Consider the following 16,833-nt stretch of genomic DNA (forward strand, 5'->3'; position numbering starts at 1 on the left):
TACTATGGAAAAGAAATGCATTGGAATCGATATTGGGGGGACGAGCGTGAAACTCGGTCTGTTCAGCACGGACGGAACGCTGCTTGAAAAGTGGGAGATCCCTACGAGGAAGGAAAATGGAGGAGACAGAATCCTTCCCGATATTGCTGATTCTATCAAAGCGAAAATGAAGGAAAAAGGTCTGACGAACGATGATCTGGCCGGAGCCGGGATGGGATATCCGGGACCGGTTCTTCCGGACGGATATGTAGAGGTATGTGTAAATATCGGCTGGCATGACAGGAACCCTGAAAAGGAACTCAGCAGTCTGCTTGACGGTCTTTTTGTGCGTTCAGGAAATGATGCCAATGTGGCTGCTCTGGGAGAGATGTGGCAGGGCGGAGGAAGAGGATACAGGGATCTGGTGGCAGTGACTCTTGGAACAGGCGTCGGAGGCGGCGTAATTCTGAACGAACAGATCGTTGCAGGCAGGCACGGAACAGCGGGAGAGATCGGCCATATTCATGTGCGCGACGAAGAGACGGAGCAGTGCAACTGCGGCGGAGTCGGCTGTCTGGAACAGGTCGCTTCGGCCACAGGCATTGCAAGAGAAGCGAGAAGAATGATGAAAAAAAGCGATTTGCCGTCTGTCCTGCGTAAATTCGGGGATAATGTAACGGCGAAAGACGTGCTGGACGCCGCAAAAGAGGGCGACAAACTGGCAGATGAAGTAGTGGAAACTTCCTGCCGGTATCTGGGGCTCGTACTGGCACAGGTAGCTATGACCATAGACCCGGAACGTTTTGTAATTGGGGGCGGAGTATCGAAGGCAGGTCAGTTTCTGATCGACAGAATATGGAAATATTTTGATTTCTATACGCCGATAACGAAGCACAAGGCCAGCATCGGTCTTGCTGAACTTGGAAATGATGCAGGCATCTACGGCGCTGCACGACTGATCGTTACGAACATCTAGCGGACGCTTCTGAACGCGGGACCAGGCCGTTTTCAGGACATTTTAAGGAGGATATCGGGCAGACATTTGAGATGTCTGTGCAATATCCTCCTTGCATTTTTTTGCGGGATAGTTTAAAGTATGTATCAGTGAAATAATGTTTGCAGTGGATAAAACGAGGAGACCCCGATTCGTAAACGAACCGGGGCAATTATGAAAAATCTATGTGCATTTTGACCATATAACCTGTTTGAAATTATTTGTTTCTATGCAAATAGTATAAAAAACAGATATGAATAAAATGTGAACGAACTGTAAATAGAATATGAAACATTTAACGGATGAGGAGGTAACATGGCAGAGAAAAGGCAAAGGAAAACAATTGTAATCGGACATAAGAATCCCGATACGGATTCAATTTGTTCTGCTATCTGTTATGCAGGTCTGAAACGGGCAGCGACCGGCGGACTGTACCAGCCTGGGAGAGCAGGGCAGGTGAATGAAGAAACAAAATTTGTATTGAATTATTTCGGTGCCAAAGAGCCTGTTCTGATCGAGAATGTGAAAACGCAGGTGAAGGATATCGAAATCAGGGAGACTGAAGGAGTAGCAAGGAATATTTCCCTCAAAAAAGCGTGGAATTACATGCAGAAAGCCGGAGTGGTGACACTTCCTGTAGTGACAGGAGACGGTATTCTGGAAGGATTGATTACGGTCGGTGATATCACAAGATCCTATATGAACGTCTATGACAGCAGTATCCTGTCAAAGGCGAACACCCAGTATTCGAATATTATTGAAACGTTGGAAGGACTGATGCTGATCGGAGATGAAAGGGAGTATTTCGACAGCGGAAAGGTCCTGATCGCAGCTGCTAATCCGGATATGATGGAATATTATATCCAGCCTCACGACCTTGTAATTCTTGGAAACCGCTATGAATCTCAGCTGTGCGCCATCGAGATGGAAGCAGCCTGTATTATCGTATGTGAAGGAGCAGCCGTTTCCATGACGATTAAAAAGCTGGCCCAGGAAAGAGGCTGCAAGGTTATGACAACCCCGTACGACGCATATACGGCGGCCCGACTGATTAATCAGAGCATGCCTATCAGCTATTTTATGAAGACAGAAAATCTGATCACCTTTGAACGGGACGATTATATTGAAGATATCCGGGATGTGATGGCCAGCAAGCGCCACAGGGATTTTCCGATCCTGGATAAAGACGGGAAATATTATGGAATGATTTCCCGAAGGAATCTGCTCGGCGCCCGTGGAAAGCAGGTAATCCTGGTTGACCACAACGAGAAAAATCAGGCGGTAGAAGGGGTGGAGGGCGCTGAGATTATGGAGATCATTGATCATCATAAGCTGGGAACCGTAGAAACGATCGCTCCTGTTTTCTTCCGCAACCAGCCTCTTGGATGTACGGCTACAATCGTATACCAGATGTACAGGGAAGCCGGAGTTGAAATCAAAAAAGAGACGGCAGGCCTTCTCTGCAGCGCAATCATTTCTGATACGCTTTTATTCCGTTCTCCGACCTGTACGCCGGTGGATAAAGCGGCTGCGATGGAGCTGGCCGGCATAGCAGAAATTGAGATTGAAAAATACGCCAGTGAGATGTTCGCCGCAGGAAGCAACCTGAAAGGCAAGACGGCGGAAGAAGTATTCTACCAGGATTATAAGCGTTTTGCCGCAGGCAAAACGGCTTTCGGCGTGGGGCAGATCAGCTCTGTCAATGCAGAGGAGCTGGAATCTCTGAAGGAAAAGCTGCTCCCCTATATCCAGGTAAAGCAGAAGGAACAGGAGATTGATATGCTGTTTTTCATGCTTACAAACATCCTGACGGAATCGACAGACCTGCTCTGTGCAGGACAGGGAGCGGAGCAGATGGTGGCGGCGGCTTTCCATATTGATTCCGATAAGAGAAAGGATCAGGAAGTTCATCTCGACAATGTGGTATCCAGAAAGAAGCAGTTGATTCCCGTTATTATGATGGCTTTGCAGGGATAGAGCGAATGCTTACGGATTGAAAATTTAAATTTACAATTTTTTTACGGACAATACAATAATATTACATCTTCATAACTTCTGTTGACCCTGGACTCGCTCCAGGGTTTATCCTTTGCTCATCAGCAGAAATTGCATGAGAAAGGATGAAGTTATGAAGAAATTATCAAAAAAAGCGTTGATTCCCTTTGCGGCTATGGCGCTGACTGCAGGCACGGCGTTTACTGCTCTTGCAGCGACCGGCTGGCAGGAGGATAACGGCGAATGGGTTTACATGGGCTCTCATGGGGAGAAAGTGACGGACCAGCTGAAAAAATCGGGAAATTACTGGTATTATCTGGGAGACGACGGATATATGGCGAGAGATGAAGTCGTTGAGTATAATGAAAACTACTACTACTTTAACGGCGACGGCGTTATGAGTACCGCCCAATGGAGAGAGGTCGATAACGAAGACGGAGGCGGGGATGAGCCGGACGTTTGGTGGTATTACTTTCAGGGAAACGGAAAGGCTGTGAAAAAGTCGGACGATTCCAGCCGTGTGAAGTTCACGACTCTCCCTACGGCATCCGGTTCTGCAAAATTTACGTTTGATGAAGAAGGCCATATGCTTTATGGCTGGATCAGCGAGGACGGAGAAATGCTGACAGATGATGACGCGTGGAAAGAAGGCGTATATTACTGTCAGGAAAATGGAAACGGCCGCATGACGACAGGGTGGAAGTATCTGGAGACAGAGGATGATGAAGAAAACCCTGATAAAGAAGGCGACGGAGACTGGTTTTACTTTAACACCTCCGGCAAAAAGGTTAAGGACGCCAAGAGTAAAACAATAAATGGAAGAAAGTACAGATTTGACGAAAACGGAGCCGCTGTATTTGCATGGTACAATAGGCTGGCAACTCCGGGAGAAGCGACTTCATCGGAAAATAAATATTACAGCCGGGAAGAACAGCGCTGGCTTTCTACCGGATGGTTCAGAACCGTTCCGGGAGAAGACGTGGACAAAGAAGCTTACGATGATGATGAGGAATACTGGTTCTATGCAAAATCGGATGGTGAGCTGGTTACGGCCCAGATTAAGTCCATCAGCGGGCATAAATACGGCTTTGATGTAAATGGAGAGATGCTGTCTGGACTTTATAAAATTGTCTTTGATGAAAAAGGCAGTGAGATTATTTTCGCTGAAGAGATCGAGACCTTTGACGATCTTCCGGACGGGGATGACGAAGATACGGAAGTCTACTATTTTGGCACATCTCCGAAAGAGGGAGTCATGAAGACAGGAACATGTTCCATTGAATTAGACGGAGAAAAATATAATTTTAATTTCAAAAAATCGGGTAGCCGTAAGGGCGCGGGGATTAACGGAATTGATAAGGATTCCATTTATATACAGGGAAGAAGGCTGGAAGCAGAAGAAGGAACGAAATATGAGGCGGTTGAATACCAGGGAAAGAATTATCTGATTAATACCTCCGGAAAGATCATTAAAAACAAGAAAAATGTAAAAGATGCAGATGACGTCTATTACAGTACGGATAAAAGCGGCGTTATCATCTATCAGGATGAGGAAAAACAGTAAATCGCACGCCGGGGAAGAAAAGAGGCTGAAGGTGCTGCCAAAGAAAAAGGCGGTGCGTTCCGTCTCTTTTTTGCTGTCCCTTTTTCAGATTGAGGGTATACAACATCTTTATTTTTTGATATCATACAGTGTAAGTCAAAGTTAGAGGGAGGCTGTATGGATAATAGAAACAAGAGTAAAAACGACATAACAATGCAGAAGGTCTTGTGGAAACCAGGAAATATGGTCTATCCTGTGCCGGCAGTAATGGTGAGCGTAGCCGACAGGGAAGGAAATAAAAATATTCTGACAGTTGCCTGGACGGGGACTGTCTGTTCTGACCCGCCTATGGCATATATTTCTGTCAGACCGGAGCGGTATTCTTACCATATGATCCGTGAAACGAAGGAATTTGTAATCAATCTGACGACTAAGGATTTGGCGGCGGCTACGGATTACTGCGGAGTCCGTTCCGGACGAGATGTGGACAAATGGAAGGAAATGAAGCTGACGCCGGGGAAAGCAAAGAAGATTTCCGCGCCGATTATTGAAGAATGCCCCGTGAATATTGAATGCAAGGTTACGGAAGTCAAGGAACTTGGTTCTCATCATATGTTCCTGGCAAAAGTCGTTGCAGTGACGGTTGACAGCCGGTATTTGGACGGGAAAGGCAGATTTGATTTGAAAAAGGCCGGACTAATGGCGTATTCCCACGGAGAGTACACAGAATTAGGAAAAACCCTGGGAACCTTTGGATTTTCAGTGAAGAAGGGCAGCAGTAAGAGGACGGAGACTAAGAGAAACTATACGAAGAAGAGATAATATATAATAAAATAATATGTGGCGGAGACGTAAGATGAAGAAAAATAATATTACATTAATCGGAATGCCGGCATCCGGAAAGAGCACGGTTGGAGTTCTTCTTGCAAAAAGACTGGGATATTCTTTTGTAGACGTGGATATCGTCATCAGGAACAGGAGAAAAAGCTTTTAAAAGAGCTGATTGATGAAAACGGAATTGAAGGATTCTGGAAGATCGAGGAAAGGGCGAATGCAGGTCTTCAGGTAGAACACTCTGTAATCGCGCCGGGAGGAAGCGTCATATACGGCCCCAAGGCTATGGAACATTTAAAAGAGATCGGTGTTGTCGTATACCTGAAGCTGGACTGTGATGAAATAGAGATGAGGATCGGCGATGCAGTGAACAGGGGGGTGACGCTGAAAGAAGGATGGACAATCCGTGATCTTTATAATGAAAGAGTGCCGTATTATGAAAAATATGCGGATATTACCATAGATGAAGCAGGCATGACGCCGGGAGAGACGGTTGACGAACTGTGCGTGATATTGAAGGAACAGTTTGAGATATGGGGTGAATACGAAGTCTTGTAAGAGAGACGGGGGGAGAAAAAGTAGAATACAAAGGAGACAACAGGAAATGAACAGGAAAAAAACATATGTGACCCCTTATGACTTTGAGGGCAGAATACCTATGGCACAGGCGGTTCCCCTCGGACTTCAGCACGTACTCGCTATGTTTGTAGGAAATCTCACCCCGCTTTTAATTATCACAGGAGCGTGCGGTATTACAGGAGGCAGCGATCTGGCGGACCTGCAGGTGGCGCTGCTTCAGAATGCCATGTGGATCGCAGGCGCGGTTACGTTGATACAGCTTTTCGGAATCGGCCCTATGGGCGGAAAAGTACCGATTATCATGGGAACGAGTTCCGGCTTTATCGGCGTTTTCAGCAGCGTGGCCAGCGCTATGGGAGGCGGTGTCATGGCTTATGGAGCGATGATGGGCGCTTCGATTCTGGGAGGTATATTTGAAGGAGTTCTGGGTATATTTTTAAAGCCTCTGCGCCGTTTTTTCCCGGCTGTTGTGACGGGAACGGTAGTGTTGTCCATTGGTTTGTCCCTGATCGGCGTTGGCATCAATTCCTTCGGAGGAGGAAGCGGCGCTGCTGATTTTGGATCAATGGAGAATCTGTTGCTGGGCTGTCTCGTGCTGGTCGTTATTATCGCATTGAAGCATGGAACAAAAGGCATAACCAGCTATTCTTCTATTTTGATTGGAATTATTGTAGGATACATTGCGGCGGCAGTGATGGCGGCTGTTCTGCCGACCACAGGCATAACGGCAGAAGGTGTGGAATATACAAAAGCATGGGTGCTGAATTGGGACAAGGTGGCTAAGGCCGACTGGTTTGCGATTCCTAAGATTGTTCCCGTCCCGATTGTTTTTGATCTGAGAGCGATCATTCCCGTAATGATCATGTTTGTTGTTACGGCTGTCGAAACGGTCGGCGATATATCGGGTGTGACAGAAGGCGGTATGGGAAGAGAAGCTACCGACACGGAACTTTCCGGAGGCGTGATATGCGATGGACTTGGCTCTTCGATCGCGGCAGTCTTCGGCGTTCTTCCGAATACTTCATTCAGTCAGAATGTAGGGCTTGTAACGATGACAAAAGTAGTCAACCGTACGGCTCTGGCGGCAGGGGCAGTGTTCCTGATCTTCTGCGGACTGTTTCCCAAATTGGCGGCTGTCGTTTCCATCATGCCCCAGAGCGTGCTGGGCGGAGCAGCTGTTATGATGTTCTCTTCTATCGTGGTGAGCGGGATTCAGCTTATCACGAAGAATCCTGTTACAGCCAGGAGCATTACCATCATTTCAGTTGCCCTTGGCCTGGGATACGGAATCGGCGCCAACAGCGGAGTTCTGGTTCACCTTCCACAGCCGGTCCAGCTGATTTTCGGCGGTTCCGGAATTGTGCCGGCAGCGCTCGTTGCCATTATTCTAAACCTCCTTCTTCCGAAAGAGGAGAATGAATAAATCAAGGAGGAATAACATGAAAGCAAGAGAAACGGTTCTTTACTATGCTCCGGAAAAGACGGAGAGGACTGCAAGATTAAAAGGAGTTTTTGTAAGGCTGGGACTGAGAATTAAAAATATAAGCCAGGATGAAACAGGTGAAACCGTAGGGTATCTGGCTGGTCTGTCCGGATACGGTCCGGCAGAAAATACAGGAGACCTTTTGCCGATACCGGAAGAGATGATGGTCATGAAGGATTTTACCAGCAGCAGGATCGACGAGCTTCTCCTGGCCGTAAGGAAAGCCGGCCTGTCTAAAATTGAACTGAAAGCCGTCCTGACCGAGAGCAATGCAGGCTGGACTTTCTACCATCTTTATGAAGAGATTAAAGAAGAGCATGAAAAGATGACCGGAAAGGGGAATGCATAATCCCGCAGGCCGGCTGTCAAACAGAATATGAATGTTTTAAGAAGAGTGTTGCAACAGGAAAGTCAGATATACTTCCGATATCAGAGTGGATTACAGACAGAAGTCAGACCATTCACGGATATCGAGAGGAATGATTTTCCTCGGCGATACTCTTTTTTTGCTTTTCTGGAAAGCTCTTTTCTGTCAGGCTTTTGCTCAACACATGTCCATACAAATACAAATATTGCGTACAGATGTATGGAAAACATCTGAGCTTAACTTAAAAAACAGGAATTTAGGGTACAAGTTAAAGGATAAAAAAAGAAACGGAATATCTGCGTTTGTATAAATTGCATAAAAATAGTGTGCTAAATGCAACTAAAAACTAAATAGGTACGTACATATTTTCCAAAGCCAAAAAATGTACGCAAGAGTTGTTGACACTACAAACGGACAAGTTGTATATTTTAAACATGAGATATGCAAAAACAAATAGAAATAAATAAGAAATGACGAATCCTGTCGATGATTTCCAGTTGGGCATCATCAAAAATGCAAATTTACATATTGTACAAATTGCGGAAAATGTGAAAAATTGTACTTAAAAATAAGTACAAATAAAATAAAAGGAGGATTTATTAATATGAAAAAAGGATTGAGCTTACTGCTCGCAATGGCAATGGCAGTATCCATGACTGCATGTGGAGGTTCCAGCACTGCAAGCAATACGGAAGCAGCAAAGACAGACGCTGCTAAAACAGAGGCAGCAAAGGACGGAGCTACAGAAGCGGCAGAGGCAGCAGCTGAAGCAGCAGGCGAAACAACAGGGGAAGGCAAGACGGTTGGCGTTGCAATGCCTACACAGTCAGCAGAACGCTGGATTAACGACGGCAATAACATGAAGAAGCTCCTGGAGGACAAAGGATATAAGGTTGAACTTCAGTATGCAGAAGATGATGTTCAGATGCAGGTATCTCAGATTGAAAACCTGATCGCAAGTGGTGTTGACTGTCTGGTAGTAGCAGCAATCGACTCAGGAGCACTTGTAAACGTGCTTGCTTCCGCAAAAGAGAAGAACATTCCGGTTATCGCATACGACAGACTTCTTATGGATACAGACGCTGTTTCTTATTATGCAACCTTTGACAACAAAGGCGTAGGCACTACGATCGCAAAGTATATTGAAGAAAAGAAAGATTTAAAGAATGCAAAGGCTGAAGGAAAATCCTATACAATTGAGTTCTTCATGGGATCTCCTGACGACAACAACGCTTTATTCTTATACAACGGCATTATGGAAGTTCTTCAGCCATATCTGGATGACGGAACACTCGTATGTAAGACAGGAAGAACATCCTTCGAAGATACATGTATTTTAAGATGGTCTCAGGAAACGGCTCAGCAGTGGTGTGAGAACTATCTGTCAGGATTCTATGCAGATGACAAGCTTGATATCGCATGCAGCGCATACGACGGTTTCGCATACGGCATTAAGGCAGCATTAGAGGGCGCAGGCTACAAGGTTGGCGAAGACTGGCCTCTGATTTCCGGTCAGGATGCAGACGCTATGGCAGTTAAAAACATCATTGCAGGTTCTCAGACAATGACAATCTACAAAGACACAAGACTTCTTGCAGACAAGTGTGCAACCATGGTTGACGCAGTGCTGATGGGAACAGAACCGGAAATCAACGATACAGAACAGTACAACAATGGCAAGCTGGTTGTTCCTACATATCTGTGCACACCAATTGCAGTTGATAAAGACAACTACCAGAAAGAAATTGTTGACAGCGGATACTATACACCAGAAGAAATCGGCCAGTAAAGGTATTTCATTAAAGTTCGGGCAGCGGCAAACGGCCGCCGCCCGATTTTAGGATAAGACGGCTCAGATAAGAATCTGGGTAAGGATTCACAGGAAAGAGGGGCTTAAAAGAATGTCTGATATCATATTGGAAATGAACCATATCACGAAGGAATTTTCAGGAGTCAAAGCCCTGGATGATGTAAACCTGAAAGTGGAGAGAGGAGAAATCCATGCGCTCTGCGGCGAAAACGGAGCGGGAAAATCCACGCTGATGAATGTCCTTTCCGGCGTTTATCCATACGGAACATATTCAGGCGATATTAAGTATAACGGAACGATCTGTAAATTTCACAATATAAAGAACAGTGAGGAAAAGGGAATTGTAATTATCCATCAGGAACTGGCGCTGAGTCCATATCTGTCCATTGCCGAAAATATGTTCCTGGGCAATGAACAGGTATCCATGAAGGGCGTAATCAACTGGACGGAGACACGTAAAAGAGCAAAAGAAATGCTGGCTAAGGTAGGACTTGAAGAAGAGGACGTGATGGCTCCGGTCAGCAGCCTGGGCGTAGGCAAACAGCAGCTGGTGGAAATTGCAAAAGCTCTTGCCAAGAAGGTGGACCTTCTGATTCTGGATGAACCTACGGCTGCCCTGAATGATGAAGAGAGCGCACAGCTCCTGGAAATCATGCTGAATCTGAAAAAACAGGGAATTACCTGTATCATTATTTCTCACAAGCTCAATGAGATCAGCTACGTTTCGGATTCCATCACCGTAATCCGTGATGGAAAAACGATTGAGACTCTGACAAAGGGCAAGGATGAATTTACGGAAGACAGAATTATTAAAGGTATGGTAGGACGAGAACTCACCAATCGTTATCCGGAGCGGAAGGACTGTAAGATTGGTGAAGTCATTCTGGAGGTAAACGACTGGAACGTTTATCACCCGGAAGATTCCAGCCGTCAGGTGCTGAAAAATATTTCCATTAAGGTCAGAGCGGGAGAGGTTGTCGGCCTTGCCGGCCTCATGGGAGCGGGACGAACGGAATTTGCCATGAGTCTTTTTGGAAGGTCTTATGGACAGAAGATTTCCGGAGAAATCAAAATGCACGGAAAACCGGTCACCATCCATTCGGTAAAGGATGCGATTGACAACAAGATTGCTTATACATCTGAGGACAGAAAGACCTATGGGCTTGTCCTGATGGATGATATTAAGCACAACATGACCATGGCGGCTCTGAGAACTTATTTTTCTAAAAATCAGGTCGTTAACAGCAATGAAGAGATCGTTGAAGCTGAAAAATATAAAAAGCTGATTAATATAAAGGCCAATTCCATCAACCAGGCGGTAGGATCACTTTCGGGCGGAAACCAGCAGAAGGTGGTGCTGGCAAAATGGATGCTCACTCAGCCGGATGTTCTGATTCTGGATGAACCCACGAGAGGAATTGACGTAGGCGCCAAGTATGAGATTTACTGTGCAATCAATGATCTGGCAAAGGCAGGAAAAGCGGTAATCGTTATTTCATCGGAAATGCCGGAAGTTATCGGTACATGCGACAGGGCCTATATTTTAAATGAAGGAAGCTGGCCGGCGAGCTGAACAAGTCTGAACTGACACAGGTGAATATCATGAAATGTATTATGCAGAGCAACGGCACGAAAGGGGAATAGTGATGAACAGTAAAAAGACAGTTAATATTGATCTGAAGCAATACGGCATGGTAATTGCCCTGATTGCGATTTTTGTACTCTTCTATATCTTATCAGGGGGGAAAAATGCTTCTCCTACAAACATCAATAACCTTGTAATGCAGAACGGATACATCGTGATCCTGGCGGTCGGCATGCTCTTATGCGTATTGACCGGTAATATCGACCTGGGCGTCGGATCAATCGTAGCACTCTGCGGCGCTGTTGCAGCTATGCTGGTCGTTGACAAGAATATGCCGTTTCTTCTTGCATTTATCGTTGCTCTTGCGGTTGGTGCGCTCAGTGGTGCTTTTGTAGGATTCTTTATCGCGTTTCTCGATATACCGCCGTTCGTTGTTACTCTGGCTACCATGCTTATGGGACGCGGACTTACATATTCCATGCTGAAGGCTCAGACAAAGGGGCCTACACCGACGGATTATAACTTTATCGGAGTCGGCTTTGTACCGACTGTAAAGATACCTTTTGCAAACGGTACGCTTGATATCGTGACGATTGCAGTAGCAGTTATCGCATGTGTACTTCTGGTACTTGCGGAGCTGAAGGATTATAAGACGAAAAAAAGCTATGATTTTGCTACCAACCCTGTTTGGCAGCTGGTTGTGAAAGAGGGCGTAATCGTCTTCGTAATTATGTTCTTCTTTTATAAACTGGCAAGAAATAACGGTATCCCGGTTGTGCTCGTACTGATGGGAGTTCTCGTAGGCGTTTACCATTTTATTACAAGCAAAACAGTTGCAGGACGCCAGATTTACGCTCTCGGCGGCAACGCAAAGGCAGCGCGCCTTTCCGGTATCAACACGAGGAAGGTATTCTTCTGGGTATACTGCAACATGGGGCTCTTATCAGCACTGGCAGGCATTGTGCTTTCTGCACGTAACGGTTCTGCAACACCGAAAGCTGGTGACGGATTCGAGCTGGATGCAATCGCTTCCTGTTATATCGGCGGCGCGGCAGCAGCCGGCGGCGTGGGAACGATTATCGGAGCGGTAGTCGGAGCACTCGTTATGGGTATCCTGAATAATGGTATGTCACTGATCGGCCTTGACTCTTATATTCAGAAGGTCGTAAAAGGTGCCGTTCTGCTTGGCGCCGTAACATTTGATATTGTATCTCAGAGAAAGAAAGGGTAAAATAGGAGACAGAATACTGCAGCAGAAGGGGATAGAGAGATGGAAGGTGCTCCTAAATATCAACAACTGATTAACTGGATAAGGATTAAAATGGATAACGGAGAGCTGAAGCCTGGGGATAAGCTGATGACAGAGCATGAAATGAGCGCCGCATTTAAGGTGAGCAGGCAGACGGTAAGGCATGCTCTGAGCGTACTGGAACAGGAAGGCGCAGTGGAATGCCGCCAGGGAAGCGGAAATTACATAGCGATCCGGGAAGTGAGGCCGCAAAAAGGCGGGAAAGGCAATGTAATTATCGTAAGTACGTATCTGAACGCCTATATTTTTCCTGATATTATTGAAGGGATGGAAAATATCCTCGGGAACAGGGATATGGGGCGCAGATCTGCTTCACTCACAATAAGATGGAAAAAGAGCGGAGTGTGCTCAAGCGAATCCTGAGGGAAAATGAGGCGGTCGGGCTGATTATTGAACCTACAAAGAGCGGTCTGCCCAATCCGAATCTGGATCTCTACCAGCAAATCGTTGACAGGAAGCTGCCTATGCTGTTTTTCAACAGTTACTATCCGGAGATACCCGTCCCCCACGTGTGCCTGGATGATGAAAACGCAGGATACATCGCGGCGTCCTATCTGCTGGACCACGGCCATGAGCTGATCGGCGGAATCTTCAAATCTGACGACGGGCAGGGGCGCCTCCGGTATAAAGGATACCAGGCCGCCCTCATGGAACGGAAAATACCTTTAAAGGAAGAGAATATTATATGGATTGACACGGATGACCAGAGAACCATGCTCAAGGACGAAAAGAGAATCCTGAGAAGGCTTCGGGGCTGTACGGCATGTGTTACATACAACGATGAGGTCGCGTATAATCTGGAAATCATCTGTGCCCGCCACGGAATCACGATTCCGGGGGATCTGTCGATTGCAAGTATTGATAATTCGGAAGTTGCAGGCCTTTGCGAGGTGCCTTTGACATCCGTTGTACATCCCATGGAAGAACTGGGAAAAAAAGCGGCACTGAATTTAATAAAATTGATTAATACCCCGGATTTTAATGCAAATTATGAGTTTCCGGCAAACCTCTGCATAAGGGATTCCGTCAAGAACCTTGGCGAAGACGAGGAACTCATGGAAAAGGAAGGAGTCTGAACAGAATGCAGCAGGGAGACGCACAGGAGAAGAAACAGAGAGGAAATAACAGTTCCTATATGTTCCGGCTGGTAATAGGAGCATATCTGGTATATATGGCATATGGCCTGGTCAAAGAGATGCTGCAGGGAACAGCGCCTCTCAGCATACTGACAGCAGCATGTACAGTTCTGTTCGGAGTGGTTGGAACTCTGCTGGTTGTTGTATCAGGACGGAGACTGTATCTTTCCAGAAGGAATGAAGAGGACGGTTCCATATAAACCAGCAGTGAGAGAAGTACGTGGAATATCAGGGACAAATGCACATAATTGCACAATTCAATTTATGCATTTGTCCTTTTCTGAATCCGAACAAAGAGTTCCGCAAGCGGAACTCTCGCGCTGAGCGCGGTACCCGATAAAGCGGGGCATGCAATCGCATTAGCGACATAATTCCTTTTGTGCGAATGCGCATCCATAGCGGAGCGTTTTTTGCTTTCTAGGAAATCATACGCTTTATCACTTTACGATAACAAGGTCATTCCTAGAAAACAAGAAACAACTTGTACAAATGACCGTACAAGTTGTAAAATTAATTTAAGAACAAGAAGGACTTTGCCATAGGAGGATGAACGGATGGATGAGTCCGGAAGAAATAAATATAGTGTTTTGACGGAATATCTGAGAAATGAAATTCTTTCAGGCAGCATAAAGCCGGGAGACCGTATATGGTCTGAAAATAAACTGGTAGAAATGTTCGGAGTCAGCCGTCATACGGTACGAAGGGCCCTGGAAATCCTGGAACGGGACGGATATGTTGAAGCGATTCATGGAAAGGGAACATTTTGTTCCGACCGTCTGATACATATGAAGAAGACGAAAAATATCGGAGTAATCACTACCTATATCTCAGACTATATTTTTCCCAGGCTGATACAGGGAATGGACCGGGTATTTTCAGAAAACGGTTATACGATTATTCTGAAAAATACAGGGAACAGCAGGAAAAAAGAGGCGGAGGCCCTTGATGTTCTGCTTGCCAAGGGCATTGACGGAGTGATTATTGAACCGAGTAAGAGCCAGCTGCTGTGCAGGCACACGGATCTGTATCAAAGGATGGAGCAGAGTGGAATCCCATATATCTTTATCCAGGGATGTTATGAACAAATGCCGGATAAACCTCATATTGTCATGGACGACTGCCAGGGAGCGTACATGGTGACTCATTATCTGATCGAGCTGGGGCACCGCCATATTGCCGGGGTTTTTAAGGCAGACGATATCCAGGGAAAAGAACGCCATAAAGGATATGTGAAGGCTCTTCAGGAAGCCGGATTCCCATATAATCCGGACATGGTGGTATGGTTTCACACGGAAGACAGGAAGAAAAAGCCGGCTGTGATGATCGGTAAAATGGCGGAACAGGGAGTAGAGCTGGATGGAGTTGTATGCTATAACGACCAGATTGCCATACAAGTGATGGATGCACTGTCTGAACTGGGAATGAAGGTGCCGGAAGATGTATCGGTGACCGGCTATGATAATTCTCTGATTGGTCAGGAAAGGGGCGTCGGCCTTACGACGATTGCTCATCCCCAGGAAAAGCTGGGCGAGATGGCGGCCCAGCTCCTGCTGGAAAAACTGAAAAATGTACCGGAAGAGAACAGCAGGATTCCAAGGCTGATTGCGCCGGAACTGATTATCAGAGGTTCCTGCATAAGCCGCGGCAAATAATCAGGGAAATTTTAATTTTAAAATATAGGAAAGGTAAATAAAGAACAGGAGGATATCAAAAATGAAAACAGGAAAGAATTACAAGTTTTGGTTTTGTACGGGGTCTCAGGACTTATATGGAGATGAATGCCTGAAAAAGGTTGCAGAACATTCCAAAATTATGGTGGAAGAGTTAAACAAGTCCGGAGAGCTCCCTTTTGAAGTGGTTTGGAAACCGACGTTGATCACTAATGAGCTGATCAGAAAGACGTTCAATGAAGCAAATGCAGAGGAAGAGTGCGCCGGCGTGATTACCTGGATGCATACGTTTTCACCGGCAAAGAGCTGGATTCTCGGACTCCAGGAGTACAGAAAGCCTCTGCTCCACCTTCACACACAGTTCAATCAGGAAATCCCTTATGACACCATTGATATGGATTTTATGAATGAAAACCAGTCTGCCCATGGTGACAGAGAATACGGTCATATCGTTACAAGAATGGGGATTGAGAGAAAGGTGATTGTGGGCCACTGGGACGACAAGGCAATTCAGGGAAGAATCGCTTCCTGGATGAGAACGGCGGTCGGCGTAATGGAGAGCAGCCACATTCGCGTTATGCGTGTGGCAGACAATATGAGAAACGTAGCTGTTACGGAAGGCGATAAGGTAGAAGCACAGATTAAGTTCGGATGGGAAATTGACGCATATCCGATCAATGAGATCGCGGAGTATGTCGATGCAGTTTCCAAGGGGGATATTGACGCGCTTGTCGATGAGTATTACGATAAATATGAAATGATTCTGGAAGGACGTGACCCGGAAGAGTTTAAGAAGCATGTGGAAGTTCAGGCAGGTATTGAAATTGGTTTTGAGAAGTTCCTGGAAGAGAGAAATTACCAGGCGATCGTTACCCACTTCGGTGATCTGGGAGCGCTGAAGCAGTTGCCGGGACTTGCCATTCAGAGACTGATGGAAAAGGGATACGGCTTTGGCGCAGAAGGAGACTGGAAGACTGCAGCAATGGTCCGACTGATGAAAATCATGGCAGCAGGTGTCAAGGACGCGAAGGGAACTTCTTTCTTCGAAGATTATACATACAACCTTGTACCGGGCAAGGAAGGCATTCTTCAGGCGCATATGCTGGAGGTGTGCCCGACGATAGCGGACGGCAAGGTGGGCATTAAAGTCTGCCCGCTTAGCATGGGTGACAGGGAAGATCCTGCCAGACTTGTATTCTCTTCCAAAGAGGGACACGGCGTGGCGACGTCCCTGATCGATCTGGGCGACAGATTCCGCCTGATCATCAATGATGTGGACTGCAAGAAGATCGAAAAACCAATGCCGAAGCTTCCGGTTGCAAGTGCATTCTGGACGCCGGAACCGAACCTGCAGACAGGCGCGGAGAGCTGGATACTTGCAGGCGGCGCACATCATACGGCGTTCTCTTACGACCTGACGGCAGAACAGATGGGCGACTGGGCCGCAGCAATGGGTATTGAAGCTGTATATATCGATAAGGATACAACGATCAGACAGTTTAAGAACGAGCTGAAATGGAACGAAGTATACTATAAATTTCATTAAAGG

13 protein-coding genes and 2 pseudogenes are annotated in these 16,833 nt (G+C 46.3%); all 15 read left to right on the forward strand.

The features are described 5' to 3' along the window. The first annotated feature begins 4 nt into the window (after positions 1-4). Complete coding sequence (locus DXA13_RS13465; protein ID WP_118245071.1) at positions 5-955, forward strand: ROK family glucokinase; 951 nt, start codon at positions 5-7, stop codon at positions 953-955. 333 nt (positions 956-1,288) lie between these two features. After that, entirely contained in the window at positions 1,289-2,950 is a 1,662-nt protein-coding gene (locus DXA13_RS13470) for a putative manganese-dependent inorganic diphosphatase (RefSeq protein WP_118245073.1), read from the forward strand. Positions 2,951-3,101: 151 nt separating this feature from the next. Beyond that, positions 3,102-4,532 carry a cell wall-binding protein gene (locus DXA13_RS13475; RefSeq protein WP_118245146.1) on the forward strand — a complete coding sequence of 477 codons (1,431 nt, stop codon included), beginning with the start codon at positions 3,102-3,104 and terminating at the stop codon, positions 4,530-4,532. 156 nt (positions 4,533-4,688) lie between these two features. After that, positions 4,689-5,333, forward strand: coding sequence for a flavin reductase family protein (locus DXA13_RS13480; protein ID WP_347559863.1), 645 nt, complete (start codon positions 4,689-4,691; stop codon positions 5,331-5,333). Between the two features lie 34 nt (positions 5,334-5,367). Continuing rightward, positions 5,368-5,903: pseudogene (locus tag DXA13_RS13485) on the forward strand (shikimate kinase). A gap of 46 nt (positions 5,904-5,949) precedes the next feature. Beyond that, positions 5,950-7,347: a solute carrier family 23 protein gene (locus DXA13_RS13490; protein WP_118245075.1), complete on the forward strand. Its 1,398-nt coding sequence runs from the start codon at positions 5,950-5,952 to the stop codon at positions 7,345-7,347. A gap of 16 nt (positions 7,348-7,363) precedes the next feature. Continuing rightward, entirely contained in the window at positions 7,364-7,756 is a 393-nt protein-coding gene (locus tag DXA13_RS13495) for a DUF3783 domain-containing protein (RefSeq protein ID WP_118245077.1), read from the forward strand. Between the two features lie 622 nt (positions 7,757-8,378). After that, on the forward strand, positions 8,379-9,563 hold the full coding sequence (chvE, locus tag DXA13_RS13505) for a multiple monosaccharide ABC transporter substrate-binding protein (RefSeq protein WP_207662174.1): 1,185 nt from the start codon (positions 8,379-8,381) through the stop codon (positions 9,561-9,563). Positions 9,564-9,675: 112 nt separating this feature from the next. Then, positions 9,676-11,228 (forward strand): annotated as a pseudogene (gene mmsA, locus DXA13_RS13510) (multiple monosaccharide ABC transporter ATP-binding protein). Positions 11,229-11,230: 2 nt separating this feature from the next. After that, a complete protein-coding gene (gene mmsB, locus DXA13_RS13515; RefSeq protein WP_118245081.1) occupies positions 11,231-12,400 on the forward strand; it encodes a multiple monosaccharide ABC transporter permease in 1,170 nt (389 codons plus the stop codon). A gap of 39 nt (positions 12,401-12,439) precedes the next feature. Beyond that, positions 12,440-12,841 (forward strand): winged helix-turn-helix domain-containing protein, encoded by a 402-nt coding sequence (locus tag DXA13_RS13520; RefSeq protein WP_118245083.1) that lies wholly within the window; start codon positions 12,440-12,442, stop codon positions 12,839-12,841. Then, the gene (locus DXA13_RS13525; protein WP_181995676.1) at positions 12,823-13,554 is read left to right on the forward strand and encodes a substrate-binding domain-containing protein; all 732 of its coding nucleotides are present in this window, start codon (positions 12,823-12,825) and stop codon (positions 13,552-13,554) included. The genes DXA13_RS13520 and DXA13_RS13525 overlap by 19 nt, the downstream gene beginning before the upstream one ends. Positions 13,555-13,559: 5 nt before the next feature. Beyond that, entirely contained in the window at positions 13,560-13,814 is a 255-nt protein-coding gene (locus DXA13_RS13530) for a hypothetical protein (protein ID WP_118245087.1), read from the forward strand. 354 nt (positions 13,815-14,168) lie between these two features. Further along, positions 14,169-15,266, forward strand: coding sequence for a GntR family transcriptional regulator (locus tag DXA13_RS13535; RefSeq protein ID WP_118245089.1), 1,098 nt, complete (start codon positions 14,169-14,171; stop codon positions 15,264-15,266). Between the two features lie 61 nt (positions 15,267-15,327). Next, positions 15,328-16,830, forward strand: coding sequence for an L-arabinose isomerase (araA, locus tag DXA13_RS13540; protein ID WP_118245091.1), 1,503 nt, complete (start codon positions 15,328-15,330; stop codon positions 16,828-16,830). The last annotated feature ends 3 nt before the right edge of the window (positions 16,831-16,833 follow it).

This window comes from Clostridium sp. AM58-1XD (genome assembly GCF_003464085.1).
In the GTDB taxonomy this organism is placed as follows: domain Bacteria; phylum Bacillota; class Clostridia; order Lachnospirales; family Lachnospiraceae; genus Lachnoclostridium_A.

Excerpts from the sequence above, each read along its gene's own strand:
- DXA13_RS13520 (WP_118245083.1), top strand. The coding sequence starts at position 12,440 with ATGGAAGGTGCTCCTAAATATCAACAACTGATTAACTGGATAAGGATT.
- mmsB (WP_118245081.1), top strand. The coding sequence starts at position 11,231 with ATGAACAGTAAAAAGACAGTTAATATTGATCTGAAGCAATACGGCATG.
- araA (WP_118245091.1), top strand. The coding sequence starts at position 15,328 with ATGAAAACAGGAAAGAATTACAAGTTTTGGTTTTGTACGGGGTCTCAG.
- DXA13_RS13475 (WP_118245146.1), top strand. The coding sequence starts at position 3,102 with ATGAAGAAATTATCAAAAAAAGCGTTGATTCCCTTTGCGGCTATGGCG.
- DXA13_RS13465 (WP_118245071.1), top strand. The coding sequence starts at position 5 with ATGGAAAAGAAATGCATTGGAATCGATATTGGGGGGACGAGCGTGAAA.
- chvE (WP_207662174.1), top strand. The coding sequence starts at position 8,379 with ATGAAAAAAGGATTGAGCTTACTGCTCGCAATGGCAATGGCAGTATCC.
- DXA13_RS13535 (WP_118245089.1), top strand. The coding sequence starts at position 14,169 with ATGGATGAGTCCGGAAGAAATAAATATAGTGTTTTGACGGAATATCTG.
- DXA13_RS13495 (WP_118245077.1), top strand. The coding sequence starts at position 7,364 with ATGAAAGCAAGAGAAACGGTTCTTTACTATGCTCCGGAAAAGACGGAG.
- DXA13_RS13480 (WP_347559863.1), top strand. The coding sequence starts at position 4,689 with ATGGATAATAGAAACAAGAGTAAAAACGACATAACAATGCAGAAGGTC.
- DXA13_RS13490 (WP_118245075.1), top strand. The coding sequence starts at position 5,950 with ATGAACAGGAAAAAAACATATGTGACCCCTTATGACTTTGAGGGCAGA.
- DXA13_RS13470 (WP_118245073.1), top strand. The coding sequence starts at position 1,289 with ATGGCAGAGAAAAGGCAAAGGAAAACAATTGTAATCGGACATAAGAAT.
- DXA13_RS13530 (WP_118245087.1), top strand. The coding sequence starts at position 13,560 with ATGCAGCAGGGAGACGCACAGGAGAAGAAACAGAGAGGAAATAACAGT.